Origin of the sequence: Streptomyces sp. NPDC001339 (assembly GCF_042895955.1) — a bacterium.
In the GTDB taxonomy this organism is placed as follows: Bacteria; Actinomycetota; Actinomycetes; order Streptomycetales; family Streptomycetaceae; genus Streptomyces.
Genome location: NZ_JBIAWT010000002.1, coordinates 290,303 through 305,619, shown reverse-complemented (window position 1 = coordinate 305,619; position 15,317 = coordinate 290,303). Strand labels below are relative to the sequence as shown.

The 15,317-nt window shown below is 71.8% G+C and carries 12 protein-coding genes; 3 read left to right on the top strand and 9 right to left on the bottom strand.

All coding sequences use genetic code 11. The features are described 5' to 3' along the window. Positions 1-194: 194 nt before the first annotated feature. The 3 genes from ACFY12_RS06595 to pgsA are packed head-to-tail and all read right to left on the bottom strand — an operon-like array spanning position 195 to position 2,931. Positions 195-1,355: a glycosyltransferase family 4 protein gene (locus tag ACFY12_RS06595; RefSeq protein ID WP_390714627.1), complete on the bottom strand. Its 1,161-nt coding sequence runs from the start codon at positions 1,353-1,355 to the stop codon at positions 195-197. Further along, positions 1,352-2,275 carry a phosphatidylinositol mannoside acyltransferase gene (locus ACFY12_RS06590; RefSeq protein ID WP_390714626.1) on the bottom strand — a complete coding sequence of 308 codons (924 nt, stop codon included), beginning with the start codon at positions 2,273-2,275 and terminating at the stop codon, positions 1,352-1,354. The genes ACFY12_RS06595 and ACFY12_RS06590 overlap by 4 nt, the downstream gene beginning before the upstream one ends. Then, on the bottom strand, positions 2,272-2,931 hold the full coding sequence (gene pgsA, locus ACFY12_RS06585) for a phosphatidylinositol phosphate synthase (protein WP_390715066.1): 660 nt from the start codon (positions 2,929-2,931) through the stop codon (positions 2,272-2,274). The genes ACFY12_RS06590 and pgsA overlap by 4 nt, the downstream gene beginning before the upstream one ends. Positions 2,932-3,190: 259 nt before the next feature. Between pgsA and ACFY12_RS06580 the strand changes: the two genes are divergently transcribed. Both ACFY12_RS06580 and ACFY12_RS06575 read left to right on the top strand, forming a co-directional pair. Then, entirely contained in the window at positions 3,191-5,389 is a 2,199-nt protein-coding gene (locus ACFY12_RS06580) for an elongation factor G-like protein EF-G2 (RefSeq protein WP_390714625.1), read from the top strand. A 173-nt stretch (positions 5,390-5,562) separates the two neighbouring features. Then, a complete protein-coding gene (locus ACFY12_RS06575; RefSeq protein ID WP_390714624.1) occupies positions 5,563-7,239 on the top strand; it encodes a hypothetical protein in 1,677 nt (558 codons plus the stop codon). Between the two features lie 347 nt (positions 7,240-7,586). Here ACFY12_RS06575 and ACFY12_RS06570 read toward each other — a convergent pair whose 3' ends face one another. The 6 genes from ACFY12_RS06570 to ACFY12_RS06545 form a co-directional block, all read right to left on the bottom strand. After that, positions 7,587-8,822: a YncE family protein gene (locus ACFY12_RS06570; protein ID WP_390714623.1), complete on the bottom strand. Its 1,236-nt coding sequence runs from the start codon at positions 8,820-8,822 to the stop codon at positions 7,587-7,589. Next, on the bottom strand, positions 8,822-9,598 hold the full coding sequence (locus tag ACFY12_RS06565; RefSeq protein WP_390715065.1) for a polysaccharide deacetylase family protein: 777 nt from the start codon (positions 9,596-9,598) through the stop codon (positions 8,822-8,824). Before ACFY12_RS06565 ends, ACFY12_RS06570 begins: the two co-directional genes overlap by 1 nt. A gap of 95 nt (positions 9,599-9,693) precedes the next feature. Next, complete coding sequence (locus ACFY12_RS06560; protein WP_390714622.1) at positions 9,694-10,251, bottom strand: HIT family protein; 558 nt, start codon at positions 10,249-10,251, stop codon at positions 9,694-9,696. 81 nt (positions 10,252-10,332) lie between these two features. Further along, positions 10,333-12,312, bottom strand: coding sequence for a threonine--tRNA ligase (thrS, locus tag ACFY12_RS06555; protein ID WP_390714621.1), 1,980 nt, complete (start codon positions 12,310-12,312; stop codon positions 10,333-10,335). Positions 12,313-12,501: 189 nt separating this feature from the next. After that, a complete protein-coding gene (locus ACFY12_RS06550; protein WP_390714620.1) occupies positions 12,502-13,707 on the bottom strand; it encodes a hypothetical protein in 1,206 nt (401 codons plus the stop codon). Beyond that, a complete protein-coding gene (locus ACFY12_RS06545; protein ID WP_390714619.1) occupies positions 13,707-14,297 on the bottom strand; it encodes a DUF4365 domain-containing protein in 591 nt (196 codons plus the stop codon). Before ACFY12_RS06545 ends, ACFY12_RS06550 begins: the two co-directional genes overlap by 1 nt. Before the next feature lie 200 nt (positions 14,298-14,497). Between ACFY12_RS06545 and ACFY12_RS06540 the strand changes: the two genes are divergently transcribed. Then, on the top strand, positions 14,498-15,223 hold the full coding sequence (locus ACFY12_RS06540) for an exonuclease domain-containing protein (RefSeq protein WP_390715064.1): 726 nt from the start codon (positions 14,498-14,500) through the stop codon (positions 15,221-15,223). Positions 15,224-15,317 lie beyond the last annotated feature (94 nt).

The window sequence follows — 15,317 nt, the reverse complement described above, 5'->3', positions numbered from 1 at the left end:
GTCGCGGCACCCCGCACGTTGTCGGCTTGCCCGCCGTGGTGGTTTCTCGCCGTAGCGCCTGCGGCGGGCGTTGTTTGTCGGGTGCGGGTCCGCGCCTCCGGACTTCGTCCTGCGGCGCGGCCCCTCCCGTGAGGGGGAGGAAGAAGGCCGGTGGGGGCGAACGTGCGTGGTTCCCCGCAGGGTTGGGCGGGTGGTCAGTCCCTCGCCATCCGGCGGCGGGCCCGTAGGCCCACGCGTTCGTCGGTGGCTACGGAGGCGGCGCCGGCGGTGACGGTCTCGTAGACGGCGAGGATGTCGGCGCCGACCGTGGACCAGTCGAAGCGGCGGACGTGGCGGCTGCCGCGTTCGCGCAGTTCCGCGAGGCGGGCGGGGTCGCCCAGGAGGCGTACGGCGGCGGTGGCCAGGGCGTCGGCGTCCTCGTTGGTGAAGAGTTCGCCGGCCTCGCCCTGGCCGAGGACCTGGGCGAACGCGTCGAGGTCGCTGGCGAGTACGGGTGCGCCGGCCGACATGGCCTCCACGAGGACGATGCCGAAGGACTCGCCGCCCGTGTTGGGGGCGATGTAGAGGTCCACGCTGCGGAGCAGGCGCGCCTTGTCCTCGTCGCTGACCATGCCGAGGAATTCGACCCGGGAGCGCAGGTCGGCGGGGAGGCCGGCGACGGCTTCCCGCTCGTCGCCGCGGCCGGCGACGAGGAGGCGGGCGTCGGGGACCTCGGCGAGGATCCTGGGCAGCGCCTTCATCAGGACCGGCAGGCCCTTGCGGGGTTCGTCGATGCGGCCGACGAAGCCCATGGTCCTGCCCTGCCATGCGGCCTTGGGCTCGGCCCGGGCGAAGAAGTCGACGTCGACGCCGTTGGGGATGACCACCGCGTCGCCGCCGAGGTGTTCGACGAGGGTGCGGCGGGCGTACTCGCTGACCGCGATGCGGGCGCTGATCTTCTCCAGGGCGGGCTGGAGGATCGGATAGGCCGCGATCATGGCGCGGGAGCGGGGGTTGGAGGTGTGGAAGGTGGCCACGATGGGGCCCTGGGCGGCCCAGCAGGAGAGCAGGCCGAGGGAGGGGGAGGCCGGTTCGTGGATGTGGATGACGTCGAAGGCGTTGTTCTGCAGCCAGCGGCGTACCCGGGCGGCGGAGAGGAACCCGAAGTTCAGGCGGGCCACCGAGCCGTTGTAGGGGACGGGGACGGCGCGGCCGGCCGGGACGACGTAGGGCGGCACGGGGGTCTCGTCGTCGGCGGGGGCGAGGACGGAGACCTGGTGGCCGCGGCGGATGAGGTGGTCGGCCAGGTCGCGGATGTGGAACTGGACGCCGCCGGGGACGTCCCAGGCGTAGGGGCAGACGATGCCGATCTTCACGGTGCCTCCCGGGGTTGTTCGAGGTCGGCCAGCCACAGGCGCTGGAGCAGGTGCCAGTCCCGGGGGTGGTCGGCGATGCCGGAGGCGAAGGTGTCGGCGAGCTGCTGGGTCATCCGGGCGGCCTTCTCGGCGCGGGTGCCGGTCCCGGGGACCTCGATCTCGGGGTAGACCCGGCCGCGCATGACGGGCGTGTCGTCGTACCAGAGCGTGACCGGGAGCAGCATGGCGCCGGTCTGGACGGCGAGCATCGCGGGGCCGGCCGGCATCTTCGTCTGCTCGCCGAAGAATGTCACGGGGACGCCGGAGCTGGAGAGGTCGCGGTCGGCGACCAGGCAGACCAGGCCGCCGGCACGGAGCCGGCGGGCGAGCGTGCCGAAGGCGGCGCCGCCGGTGTGCGGCAGCACCTCCATGCCCAGGCTCTCGCGGTAGGCGACGAAGCGGTCGTAGAGGGACTCCGGCTTGAGGCGCTGGGCGACGGTGGTGAAGGGGGTGTTCAGCGCGGTGGTGACCCAGACGCCCGCGAGGTCGTAGTTGGCCATGTGGGGCAGGGCGAGGATGACGCCGCGGTCGCTCTTGAGGCCGTCGGTGAGGTGGTGGACGTCCTCGGGGGCGAAGGCCGTCCTTATCCGGTCCTGGGGCCAGGCGGGCAGGCGGAAGGACTCCATCCAGTAGCGCATGTAGGAGCGCATACCGGCCCGGGAGAGTTCGGTCAGGCGCTGGGGCGAGGCGTCGGGGACGACGCGGGCGAGGTTCGCCTCCAGCTGGCGGACGCCCGGGCCGCGGCGTTTCCAGGCGGTGTCGGCGAGCGTCCGGCCGAGGGCCGTGGCGGCCCCTTCGGGCAGTTTCTTGACGGTGCTCCAGCCCAGTGCGTAGAGCGCGTCGGTGAACTTGTCGGTGTTGATCCCCGGCAGCCGGGTCATGCGTGGTTCCCCCCTTGTGCGATGGCGGCGTCGGCCTCGGCCGACTCCCGGCGTACCGTCACCACGCGCTGGCCGAGGGTGACAGCACTGCCGATGGCGACGATCCACAGGGCGATCGGCAGCAGGACGTCGATACCGGGGACGCCGAACGCGGACAGGCCGGAGAAGCCGCAGGCGACGAGCGTGATCACCAGGCGCTCGGCGCGTTCGACCAGGCCGTTGACGTCGACCGGCAGGCCGATGGCCTCACCGCGGGCCTTGGTGTACGAGACCACCTGGCCGCTGGCGAGGCAGAAGATCGCGATGGCGCAGAGCACCAGGTTCTCGCCGCCCCCCGCGTACCAGAGGGCCAGCCCGCCGAAGATCGCCGAGTCCGCGACCCGGTCGAGGGTGGAGTCGAGGAAGGCACCCCAGCGGCTGGAGCGGCCCAGCTGCCGCGCCATGTTGCCGTCGACGAGGTCGGAGAAGACGAACAGGGTGATGACGACCGTGCCCCAGAAGAACTCGCCGCGCGGGTAGAAGGCCAGGGCGCCGGCCACCACGCCCCCGGTCCCGACGAGGGTGACCGCGTCCGGGCTGACACCGAGACGGATGAGCAGCGCGGCAAACGGCGTGAGAACACGCGTGAAGAAAGCACGCGCGTACTTGTTCAGCATGGCCTTCCCGGAGGTCGAAACGGGCCGCGCGGTCATGGGGCCACCGGCTGGCCCATCGTAGCCACGGGGCCACGGGCCTCAGCGTACGCACCGCGGCACGGGGTGCATGCGGCGGCTCCGGGCGGCGGTCGGCGCCGTCCGGCGCGCGGACCGGCCGGGGAGCCGTTGGGAGGATCCGGGCGTGCGCCATGTATGGACGCGGGATGACCTCGGTGGAAAGCTCGAATCACCGCAAAGTGTCGACCTGGAGGCGAGACACATGAGCGAGAAGACGACTACCCGCCCGGGAGCCGCCGGCCGGGCTCCAACGGCCGGCCAGCCCACCGCCCTGCGCAACGTGGTGCTGGTCGGCCACAGCGGATCGGGAAAGACCACACTGGTCGAGGCCCTCGCGCTGGCATCCGGCGCGGTCAACCGGGCCGGACGGGTCGAGGACGGCGGCTGCCTGTCGGACTACGACGAGATCGAGCACCGCCAGCAGCGCTCCGTACAGCTCTCCCTGGTCCCGGTGGACTGGGGCGGAATCAAGATCAATATCCTGGACACCCCCGGATACGCCGATTTCGTCGGGGAACTCAGGGCCGGTCTGCGCGCCGCGGACGCGGCCCTTTTCGTTGTCTCGGCGGCCGACGGGGTGGCCGGTGCGACCCGGATGATCTGGGACGAATGCGCGGCCGTCGGGATGCCGCGGGCGCTGGTCGTCACCCACCTGGAGGCATCCCGCGCCGACTTCGACGAGATGACCGAGGTGTGCCGCTCCGCCTTCGGCGGTGAGAACCCCGACGCGGTGCTGCCGCTCTACCTCCCGCTGTACGGGCGGCCGGGCGCCGACGGCCACTCCCCCGTACACGGCCTGATCGGCCTGCTCTCCCAGCGGGTCGTCGACTACTCCTCCGGTGAGCGCACCGAACGCGAGCCGACCGCCGAGGAGCTGCCGCGGATCGCGGAGGCCCGTAACCGCCTCATCGAGGGGATCATCGCCGAGAGCGAGGACGAGACCCTGATGGACCGCTACCTCGGCGGCGAGGACATCGACATCAAGACGCTCATCGGGGATCTGGAGACGGCGGTCGCCCGCGGCTCCTTCCACCCCGTCCTGGCCGCGGCCCCGGCGCCCGACGGCGCCCGGCACGGGCTGGGCACCGTCGAGCTGCTGGAGCTGATCACCGGTGGCTTCCCCACTCCGGCGGAGCGGGAGGCGCCCGAGGTGACCACCCCGGACGGCGCCCGGCGCCCGGCGCTCAGCTGCGACCCCGCCGGCCCGCTGGCGGCCGAGGTGGTCAAGACCTCCTCCGACCCGTACGTCGGCAGGATCTCGCTGGTGCGGATGTTCTCCGGCACTCTGCGGCCCGATGAGACGGTTCACGTCTCGGGCCACGGCCTGGCGGACCGGGGCCATGAGGACCATGACGTCGACGAGCGGGTCGGCGCGCTGTCCGCCCCGTTCGGCAAACAGCAGCGCCCGCTGCCCCAGGCGATCGCCGGCGATCTGGCCTGTGTGGCGAAGCTGACCCGCGCCGAGACGGGCGACACGCTGTCCGACAAGGACGCACCGCTGCTGATGGAGCCCTGGTCGATGCCGGACCCGCTGCTGCCGGTCGCCATCCGGGCCCACAGCAAGGCCGACGAGGACAAGCTCTCGCAGGGCCTGGCCCGCCTGGTGGCGGAGGACCCGACGATGCGGCTGGAGCACAACCAGGACACCCGTCAGGTGGTGCTGTGGTGCCTGGGCGAGGCGCATGTCGAGGTGGCGCTGGAGCGGCTGCGCTCGCGGTACGGCGTGCAGGTCGACACCGTCCCGCACAAGGTGTCGCTGCGGGAGACCTTCGGCGAGGCCGCCGCGGGCCGCGGACGCCATGTCAAACAGTCCGGCGGGCACGGCCAGTTCGCGATCTGCGAGATCGAGGTGGAACCGCTGCCCGGCGGCTCCGGTATCGAGTTCGTCGACAAGGTCGTGGGCGGCGCGGTGCCCCGGCAGTTCATCCCGTCCGTGGAGAAGGGCGTACGCGCCCAGGCCGCGCGGGGGGTCGCCGCCGGGTACCCGCTCGTCGACGTCCGCGTCACCCTGCTCGACGGCAAGGCGCACTCGGTCGACTCCTCGGACGCCGCGTTCCAGACGGCGGGCGCGCTGGCGCTGCGCGAGGCGGCCGCGGACGTACGGATCGACCTGCTCGAACCGGTCTGCGAGGTCAGCGTGATGATTCCGGACGAATTCGTCGGCCCGGTGATGAGCGATCTGTCGGGACGCCGCGGACGGGTGGTGGGCACCGAGCAGTCCGGGGCGGGCCGTACCGTGGTGCGCGCCGAGGTGCCCGAGATCGAGATCGGCCGGTACGCGGTCGATCTGCGCTCCCTCTCGCACGGCAGCGGCCGGTTCTCCCGCCGCCACCTGCGGCATGAGGCGATGCCGCCGCAGCTCGCCGGGAAGCTGCGCGAACAGGACGGCGACGGCGGATAGTCGACGCCCGGCCGCCCGCCGGCCGGGCCCGCCTTCCGGCCCAACTCCCTTGGGCCGGAAGGCGCCTGTACGCTGAGGTCCTCACTGTTACACGCTGTGCGACGGTGGGCGCCGGGCGCACCGGGCTCAACAGGTGTGCCGGCGGCGGAAGTCGGGAAGAGCCGCATCATCGGATGCGAGTGGTGGGGGCGGTAGTGGCAGACGGTTTTGACTTCAGTCCTGGGGCGCAGGTGCCGCTTTCGGGGAGCGCCGGGCAGACGGCGGCGACCCAGGCCCTGGCCTCGGCCGCCTATCGTGACAGCCCGCTCGCCGACATCTCCAAGGCGGACTCCGACTCCGGCACGTCGGGGATCAAGAAGCCCCGGCTGTCGCTGTTCGAGCCCAATCTCGGTGAGGCGTTCGCGCGCGCCGTGCAGGCGCGGATGCTCGGCGGCGGCCGTAAACCGCTCATCCAGTCCTTCGGTACGGAACCGCAGACCGTCGTGGAGCACTGCCTGTCGGCCACCCGCGTCCGCAAGCAGCGGGACGTCCGGCTGACGCTGCTGATGGTGCTGTTCGGGCTGCTGTTCCTGCCCGGTGTGGTGCTGTGGCTGGGCGCCTTCCAGCTGCGCAGGACGTTCGCCAAGGGCGGCGACGGCAAGGGCGTCTCCCTGTTCGGTGCGGTGCTGCTGACCGTGCTCGCCGGTGTCGCCCTGGTCTTCATGGTCAAGCTGCCGGTGAACGGCTTCTGGCCGCTGTACGCCCGCGCCATGGTCGTCGCGCCGGTGATCGGCTGGTGGTGGGCCAAGCAGATCTGCGAGCGGACCGCGGTGGCCATGCGGGAGGCCTGGAAGGGGCTGCTGGAGGGTGGCGGGGTGGCCGCGAAGATCCCCGAGGCGGTGCCGCAGGACCCGAACCAGACCGCCGCCGAAACCCTCCGGAAGAACCTCGCGAAGGTCACCGCCGAGCAGAACAGCAATGTCGTCTTCTACGCCGGTCCCAAGGGCATACTCGGCATGGGCACCCGCTGGGGCAGCTGGCAGCTCGCCGAGGAGCTGACGCCCGCACAGGAGGGCACCGAGATCAACCCGTTCCGCAGCTGGGACGTGATCCGGGCGATCCACGACCGGCTGCGGCTGCTGGAGCGCAGCCCGCTGCACACCGGCGGCTTCCCCACGCCCTCCGTACGCCACTGGATCGTCTCACCGGTCGGGGAGAAGGCCGGCGCCGTCAGCCGCCCGGAGGGCACCGACGTGGAGGCGTACCAGGTCCGCGGGCACGAGATGGAGCGGATCTGCAACGAGCAGCAGTTCGGCAGCGGCAACCGCCACTACCTCGGCGTGCAGTTCGTCCTGTGGGACGGCCAGCTGGTGATCACCCTGATGATCACGGTCACGGTGCTGCACGAGACGCTGCGCATCGAGGTGACCGGCCACGCCCTCGGCCCGGTCAACGGCCTGTTCACGACCAAGCCGGAGCCCAAGACCAAGGACGTCGCCAAGGTCGTCAAGTTCTGGGAGACCAGGACCCAGACCCTCCCGCTGATCGAGCCGCGGGAGGTGGTCCGGCTCGCCGCCCGCGCCCCGCTGACGTGGTTCCCGCCGGTCCTGGACTTCCTCGGCGGCAAGCTGACCCTCCCCGAGCCGTTCGGCCTGCGGCACGTCTGGGCCGACAAGCCCTGGCGGCACCGCTTCATGGCCGACGACGCGCTGCGCACCGCGACTCCGGTACTGCGCGCGGTCCACACCGCCGCGGTGAGCGTCCTCAAGGACAACGGCGTGGACACCGAACGCTTCACCAACCGCTCGCTCTTCCTCAGCGGCATGGTCCAGAGCGCGGAGCCACGGATGGCCGACGAGTACAGCGCATAGACGACGAGCACAGCGCATGGGCGACGAGCACAGCGCATGGGCACGGTATCCCGTACGGGAATACCGCTCCCCCGCCGCCCGTTGTGGCCCCGCAGGGGGCCCTCACGCCCCCTAGGGGATCCGTTCGACCACCCCCTACGGATATCCCCGGGTCTATCCCCCAGGTACTTCCGGCGCAGGCCCTAGGGCCCTTCTGACGGATCTCCGTGGGAGAAGGAGCGGCGTCTGGTGCGTGCTCTCGGCATGCCGCGCGGAAGTCCGCGTAGCGGCGCTACGTGGGCTTTCGCGCGGTGCGGCGAGAGTGCGTGCCGGGCGTCGTGACGCCGCGGAGATCCGTCAGAAGGGCCCTAGCGGAAGATTCCCGTGTGCCCCAGTGAGTACCGGCCCGGCTGCGGATAGACGGCCAGGCCGTGCGGGCCCTGACCCACCGGGATCTTGGCCAGGGTCCTGCCGGTGCGGGTGTCCAGTGCGTAGACCTCGGAGTGGTAACGGCCGGACAGCCACAGCACCTTGCCGTCGGCGGACAGTCCGCCCATGTCGGGACTGCCGCCGCCCGGGATGTGCCATCTGCCGACGAGCTTCCCGGTCCCGAAGTCGAGGAGGGAGATGGTGCCCTCGCCGCGGTTGGAGATGTACATGACCTTCGAGTCGCGGCTGACGTAGAGGCCGTGGGCGCCCTTGCCGGTCGGCAGCAGCTTCGGCCGGCCGAACCGGTCGCCGTCCAGGACCCAGACGCCGTCGGCCATCATGTCGGCGATGTACCAGGTCCTGCCGTCCGGGGAGACCTTCACGTCCTGGGGCATCGCCCCGTCGAACGGCAGCCGCTGCTGTCCGACGACCTTCATCTTCTCGGTGTCGACCTTCAGCAGCTCGCCGGAGAACTCACAGGAGACGATGAAGTACCGGCCGTCCGCCGAGAAGTCCGCGTGGTTCACCCCGGCACAGCTGACCGGGACGGTCTTGCGGACCTCCATGGTGTGCGGGTCCCGGAAGACCAGCTGCCGGTCCATCGAGGCCATCACCACCGCGTACTTCCCGTTGGGCGTGAAGTAGAGGTTGTACGGGTCGTGGACCTCGACCTTCTTGCCGGCCTTGCCGGTGGCGGGGTCGATCGGGGTGAGGTCATGGCCGCGGTTGTTGTTGACCCAGAGCGTCTTCATGTCCCAGGACGGCACCACATGCTGCGGCTGGATGCCCACGGGGATGGTCTCGGTGACCTTGTACGTCTTCGGATCGATCACGCTGACCGTGTCGGAGCCGGTGTTGGGCACATAGATCCGCGAGGGGTAGCTCTTGACCTGCGGCGCCAGCTTGCCCGGCCGGTCCGCCGCGTACACATCGCGCGCGTCGAGCAGCGGCGGCATTCCGGGCAGTCCCGGCCTGTCCGCCTTGACCGGCCCGCGCTCGACCGGCCGCGGGCTCTGCGCGGCGGGCTCGGCGCCGCCGCCACCGCAGCCCGCGGCGGCCAGCGCGCAGGCCGCCGCGGCGAGCAGCGCGGCCGCCCGGCGGCCAAGGCCCCGGCCCGCGGCGCGGGTCGGGGAAACGGCACGACTCGGGGAATGGGAACGGTTCCGGTCAGCCATCAGGTCACTAGCTCCGTTGTCGTCACCGCGCGCAGACCGCGCCGGCGAAGGCCGTCGAGGATCGGGGGCAGCGCGGCCACCGTGCCGGCGTGCCCGAGATGGAGGCTCACGACCGAGCCCGGCCGGACCGCGTCCAGGACCGTGCGCTGGACGGCCGGGGCGCCGGGGTCGGTCGCGTCGAGGGAGTCCACGTCGTACGACAGGACGTGCGGGTAGCCGGCCTCGCGGGCCAGCCTGACCACCAGGTCCGTGGCCCGCCGGGTCCGCGACGGACGGAACCAGCTGCCGATGCTCCCGGTGAGCCGGCGCAGCCGGTCCGCGCACCGTCTGATCTCGGCGTACGCCTCGGCGGCCGGCAGGGCGCAGACGGCGCGGTGGTGCATGGTGTGATTGCCCAGCTCATGGCCGCCGTCGAGGATCCGGCGGGCCATCGCGGGCTGTACGTCGAGCCAGGCGCCGACGGCGAGGACGGTGACCTGGGCGCCGGCCCGCTCGGCCTCGCCCAGGAGGGCGGTCGCCACTTTGGGGTCACCCGCGCCGTGGAAGGTCAGGGCGACCGCGCGGCGGTCCCGGGGCCCGTGCTCGATCTGTACGGGAAGGCCGGGCACCCGGGTGGGCGGCCGGGCGGCGTGCGCCGGGGCGGGCGGGCGCCGCCCGGCACCGGACGTGCTCGGCCCGTCGGTGGTGCGTACGGTGCCGGAGCCCTCGTCCCGGTGCGGGTCGCAGCCCGCCGCCGGCGCACCGGCCGCCAAGGCCGAGGCGGCCGCGCGCAGCACAAAGCGGCGATCCAGCGAAGTCACCTCCCCATTAGAGAGGCAACTCACCCAAATAAGGGTGATATATCCGATTCGCCCGGTTTCGTGTCGCTGGACTACGCGGGCCAGGCCTCGGCGAGCATGGCCCGGGTGTCGGCGAGCAGCTGGGGCAGCACCTTGGTGTGCCCGACCACCGGCATGAAGTTGGTGTCACCGCCCCAGCGGGGGACGATGTGCTGGTGGAGGTGGGCCGCGATACCGGCGCCGGCGACCGAGCCCTGGTTCATCCCGATGTTGAAACCATGCGCCCCGGACGCGGTACGCAGCGCGGTCATCGCCCGCTTGGTGAATTCGGCCAGCTCCGCGGTCTCCGGCCCGTCCAGCTCGGTGTAGTCCGCGACATGCCGGAACGGGACGACCATGAGGTGGCCGCCGTTGTACGGGTACAGGTTCAGCACCGCGTAGACCCGCTCACCGCGCGCGATCACGAGGCCGTCCTCATCCGATTTCTCGGGGATCGTGCAGAACGGACAGCCGTCGTCCGCCCCCGGACCGGTCGGCTTGTTCTCCCCCTGGATATAGGCCATCCGGTGGGGCGTCCACAGGCGCTGGAAGGCGTCCTGTGTCCCGACTCCGATCTGCTGCTCCGGCTCGCTTGTCATGATGGTCAGCATATTCCCCGGTGGGGGCGTGACGAGGGGGCGGCCCCAGGTAGCAGGCCGCCCCCTCACAACCCCGCGTGCGCGGGGCGCACCTCACACCTGTACGCGGCGCTCCACCACGTCAACCAGCTTCGCGATGGCCTCGTTACGAGGAATCCCGTTCTCCTGCGACCCGTCCCGGTACCGGAAGGAAACCGTGCCCGCGTTCATGTCGTCGTCCCCAACGATGATCATGAACGGCACCTTGCTGCGCTGGGCGTTGCGGATCTTCTTCTGCATACGGTCCGAGGACGCGTCCACCTCGACCCGCAGCCCCTGCTTCCGGGCTTCCTCGGCGAACTCCTGCAGATACGGCACGTGCGCGTCCCCGACCGGAATCCCGGTTGCCTGCACCGGCGCCAGCCACGCCGGGAACGCCCCCGCGTAGTGCTCCAGCAGCACACCGAAGAACCGCTCGATCGAGCCGAAGAGCGCGCGGTGCAGCATCACCGGCTGCTGCTTGGAGCCGTCCGCCGCGGTGTACTCCAGGCCGAACCGCTTGGGCTGGTTGAAGTCGACCTGCAGGGTCGACATCTGCCAGGACCGGCCGATCGCGTCGCGCGCCTGCACCGAGATCTTCGGGCCGTAGTACGCGGCGCCGCCCGGGTCCGGGACCAGCGGCAGCCCCTGCTTCTCGGCGGCCTGGCGCAGCGCCTCGGTGGCCTCCTCCCAGTCCTCGTCCGAGCCGATGAACTTGTCGGAGTCGTCGCGGGTGGACAGCTCCAGCTCGAACTCGTGCAGGCCGTAGTCGCGCAGCAGGTCGAGCACGAAGGTCAGGAGCGTGTCCAGCTCCTGCGGCATCTGCTCCTTGGTGCAGTAGATGTGCGAGTCGTCCTGGGTGAAACCGCGCGAGCGGGTCAGGCCGTGCACGACGCCCGACTTCTCGTAGCGGTACACCGTCCCGAACTCGAAGAGCCTCAGGGGCAGTTCGCGGTAGGAGCGGCCGCGCGACTTGAAGACCAGGTTGTGCATCGGGCAGTTCATCGCCTTAAGGCGGTAGTTCTGCCCGTCGAACTCCAGCGGCGGGAACATGCCGTCGGCGTAGTGCGGCAGGTGCCCGGAGGTCTCGAAGAGCTGCTCCTTCGTGATGTGCGGGGTGTTCACGAACTCGTAGCCCGAGGCCTCGTGCCGCTTGCGGGAGTAGTCCTCCATGACCTTGCGGACGACGCCGCCCTTGGGGTGGAAGACCGCGAGGCCGGGGCCCAGCTCCTCCGGGAAGGAGAAGAGGTCCAGCTCGGCGCCGAGCTTGCGGTGGTCGCGCTTCTCGGCCTCGGCGAGGAACTCCAGGTGCGCCTTGAGCTCGTCCTTGGTCGGCCAGGCGGTGCCGTAGATCCGCTGGAGCTGCGGATTCTTCTCGCTGCCGCGCCAGTACGCGGCGGCCGAGCGCATCAGCTTGAACGCGGGGATGACGCGGGTGCTCGGCAGGTGCGGACCGCGGCAGAGGTCCTTCCAGCACAGGTCGCCGGTCTTGGCGTCGACGTTGTCGTACATGGTCAGCTGGCCGGCGCCGACCTCGGCGGAGGCACCGTCGGCGGCGTCCGCGGCGGAGCCCTTGAGCCCGATCAGCTCGAGCTTGTACGGCTCGTCGGCCAGCTCCTCGCGCGCGGCGTCATCGCTGACCGCCCGGCGCACGAACTTCTGCCCGCGCTTCTGGATCTCCTGCATCTTCTTCTCGATGCGCTTGAGATCGTCCGGGTGGAAGGGGGTCTCGACGTCGAAGTCGTAGTAGAAGCCGTCCTTGATGGGCGGGCCGATGCCCAGCTTCGCCTCCGGGAACAGCTCCTGGACTGCCTGCGCCATCACATGCGCGGTGGAGTGCCGCAGGATGTTCAGGCCGTCCTCGGAGGTGATCTCCACGGGCTCGACCGCGTCGCCCTCGGCCACCTCGTACGCCAGGTCCTTCAGCTCCCCGGCCACCCGTGCGGCGACGACGGCGCGGTCGCCCTGGAAGAGGTCGGCGGCCGTAGTGCCCGTGGTCACCACGCGTTCTTCCCGCTCGGAATCGCGTTGGATGGTCACACGGACGTCTGACACCGGTCTCTCCTGACTCATGTCTCTCTCACGTCAGCGATTGCTGCGCAGCCGAATCGTACCGAGCCACGGCGCCCGACCGCGAAACGGTTTGCCCCGCCCCCGCCGTCCCGGGTCTGTCCCTCCTCCGGGGGAGGACCCTCCGGAGGTTCGTCCCCCGGACCGCTCCTCGCCCCACTCCTCCTGGTCCTGCTAGTCCTGCTTCTCCTGCTCCTCGTCCAGCGCGTCCCCGCACGCCTCCTCGAAGAAGCCGGGCTTCTCCTGCAGCAACTTCAGCAGCCGGTCCCGCTCCGCCTCGTCGACCTGTACGGGGGTGACGTCGTGGCCGCCGGTGATCCGCCGGAAGCCGCCCCGGCTCTCCAGCCGTCCGCTGACCCGTATCGGCAGGCCGGCCAGGTGGGCGTGCCCGGCGATCCGGTAGTCCTCCTCCCCCAGCGCGACCCGTACCCGCACCACGTCGGCCCCGGCGAGCACCCGCAGCCGCACCGTGCCGCGCCCGTCCGGCCGTTCCCGGCGCAGCCGGACGACCGCGCCGGTCACCTGCACCGGCAGCGAGGGTTCGGCGCGGACATAGCGCTGGGCGGCCCGCTGGAGCGCGGGCAGGTCGCCGGGCGAGAACTCCACCGGTTCGGGCCGGGCCGGGCAGCCGGCCGGGGTCCCCGCCGCCGGTGACCACTCGATCGCGATCCGTGTCCCCTCCGCTTCCCGTACGAGCGCGATCAGCGCCTGGGCCAGCTCATGGCAGACGCCCAGCTCCACGGCCGCGTCGAAGGCCTCCATACCGCCGGTGGCCCGCTGGTAGTCGGTGGCGTCGCGGGCGGCGTGCAGGGCCTGCTGGAGCCCGGCGACCGCCGCGCGGCCGTCGCGCACCGGGACGAACGCGGTCAGCCGGCGCCCGGCCGCCGCCGGGCCGACCAGCACCTCGTCCAGGAAGTCCTCGGCCCGCCGTTTGTGCCGGGCACCGTAGTAGCCGGCCCGCCCGTACGTCCCCAGGGCGCCGGCGATCAGCATCGCGCGGGCGGCGCCGCGCAGCTGCTCCTGCGCCACCCAGCGGGCGGCCCCGGAGCCGCCGTCGGGGACCTCGCGCTCCCAGCGGACCTCGTCGCTGGGCACCGCGAGCCCCGTCAGCACCTCGCGGGCGGAGGGCGCGGGGCTCCGGTCGAGCGCCGCCAGCGCCTCGGCGAGCAGCTCGGTGCTGTCGGGGAAGCGGCGGTCGCAGGGCACCAGCAGGCTGGTGGTGCCGTACGACCCGCCGGGCGGCGTCCAGCGGGCGTAGCGGCCGGTGGCCGCGCCCCGGCGCCGCCAGCCGTGCCGGGCCAGCAGCGCGGTGAGCACCGCCGGGTCGAGCTGCGCGGGGTCCGGGGGCCGCGCGTCTGGTTCGTCGGTCGGCCGGTGCATCAGGGTCTCCCTCCCGCCCCGACCCGCGTCATGATCTCGCAGAGCGCTCGGTCGTCGAAGATCCGCGAGGTCGGGATCCGCACAGTGGTCCTGCGCCGGCCGGTCACCGGATGACCGGCCAGATTGGTCCAGTAGCAGCAGTGCCGCAGTTCGAGACGGTCATGGGAGGCCCGCAGCCAGTCCTCCTGGGTCCGCGGGACCAGCATCACGACCAGGATCTTGTGCACGGCGACGGGCGTGCGGGCCAGCTTCACCAGGTGGTCGTTGTCGAGGGTGAAGGCGAAGGTGGGGCCCGGCGGGCGCGGGGCGGTCTGGTAGGTGCACTTGAGCTGCACCTTGATGGTGACCTCGTCGTCGGCGGTGTGGCCGGGCGCGCCATGGCTGACGTGCCAGTCGATCCCGTTGTCCGGGAAGGGCTGCGCCAGCGAGCATCCTGAGGCGGCGGCGACCGCGTGCAGGTACGCCACCTGGAGCGTCTCCATGCAGGCCGTGGTGGCGAGTCCACCGCGCTGCGGGGTGATCGGCCGGGGCTGGGGGTACCGCCCGCTCGCGGGGGACAGCCCGCCCCGTTCGGGCTGCGCGAGCGTCATCGCGGAGCTGCCTTCCGGGCTGTGCCGTTGCCGTGCGTGAAGGGACGACGGGAGGCGCGGAGCGCGCGGTCCGTCCCTGTGGTTGTCTCCGCGTCAAGTGGTCCGCAAACAAGGGCGGTTCGGCCACCGGGCGGCCCGGGTATCACCAGGTCGGGTAGCTCGCCGTGCCATCCCCTTTACGGCCGGGAGGAGTTGGGATGATGCCGTGCTGGTACGACGGTCCACTTGCCGCCTTCGACACCGAGACGACGGGCATCGACGTCGAGCGGGACCGCATCGTCTCCGCGGCCCTGGTCGTCCAGGAGACCCCGCGCTCGACGCCCCGCGTCACCCGCTGGCTGGTCAACCCCGGCGTGCGGATCCCGGAGGCCGCGACCGCGGTGCACGGGCTGACGGCGGACCATCTCGCGCTGCACGGCCGCTGGCCGGCGCCGGTGCTGGAGGAGGTCGGGCGGGCCCTGGCGGCCCAGTCGGCGGCCGGGCGGCCGCTGGTGGTGATGAACGCCCCGTTCGATCTGACCCTGCTGGAGCGCGAGTTGAAGCGGCACCGCGCGAGCTCGCTCGCCGCCTATCTGGGCGCGCATCCGCTGTGCGTGCTGGACCCGCGGGTGCTGGACAAGCATCTGGACCGCTACCGCAAGGGCCGCCGTACGCTCACCGACCTGTGCGCGCAGTACGAGGTCGAGCTGGCCGACGCGCATGAGGCGGCCGCCGACGCGCTCGCCGCGCTGCATGTCGTCCGGGCCCTGGGGCACCGATTCGCCGACCGGCTGCGGGGGCTGCGTCCGGCGCAGCTGCACACCCGCCAGGCGGTCTGGCACGCCGCCCAGGCCCGCGGGCTGGAGGCGTGGTTCGCCCGTACCGGCAATGCCGAGCCGGTCGATCCGCACTGGCCGGTACGTCCGGAACTCCCGGCTGCCGCCTGACGGCAGATCAGGATTTCCGGACCGCCGTCGGCAAACCCCGGCAAACTCCCGGCAAAGCCACGGCATCCGAGAGGAATTCCCGGCAAATCCCGCA

Excerpts from the sequence above, each read along its gene's own strand:
- ACFY12_RS06590 (WP_390714626.1), bottom strand. The coding sequence starts at position 2,275 with ATGACCCGGCTGCCGGGGATCAACACCGACAAGTTCACCGACGCGCTC.
- pgsA (WP_390715066.1), bottom strand. The coding sequence starts at position 2,931 with ATGCTGAACAAGTACGCGCGTGCTTTCTTCACGCGTGTTCTCACGCCG.
- ACFY12_RS06580 (WP_390714625.1), top strand. The coding sequence starts at position 3,191 with ATGAGCGAGAAGACGACTACCCGCCCGGGAGCCGCCGGCCGGGCTCCA.
- ACFY12_RS06575 (WP_390714624.1), top strand. The coding sequence starts at position 5,563 with ATGCGAGTGGTGGGGGCGGTAGTGGCAGACGGTTTTGACTTCAGTCCT.
- ACFY12_RS06570 (WP_390714623.1), bottom strand. The coding sequence starts at position 8,822 with ATGGCTGACCGGAACCGTTCCCATTCCCCGAGTCGTGCCGTTTCCCCG.
- ACFY12_RS06560 (WP_390714622.1), bottom strand. The coding sequence starts at position 10,251 with ATGCTGACCATCATGACAAGCGAGCCGGAGCAGCAGATCGGAGTCGGG.
- ACFY12_RS06550 (WP_390714620.1), bottom strand. The coding sequence starts at position 13,707 with ATGCACCGGCCGACCGACGAACCAGACGCGCGGCCCCCGGACCCCGCG.
- ACFY12_RS06545 (WP_390714619.1), bottom strand. The coding sequence starts at position 14,297 with ATGACGCTCGCGCAGCCCGAACGGGGCGGGCTGTCCCCCGCGAGCGGG.
- ACFY12_RS06540 (WP_390715064.1), top strand. The coding sequence starts at position 14,498 with ATGCCGTGCTGGTACGACGGTCCACTTGCCGCCTTCGACACCGAGACG.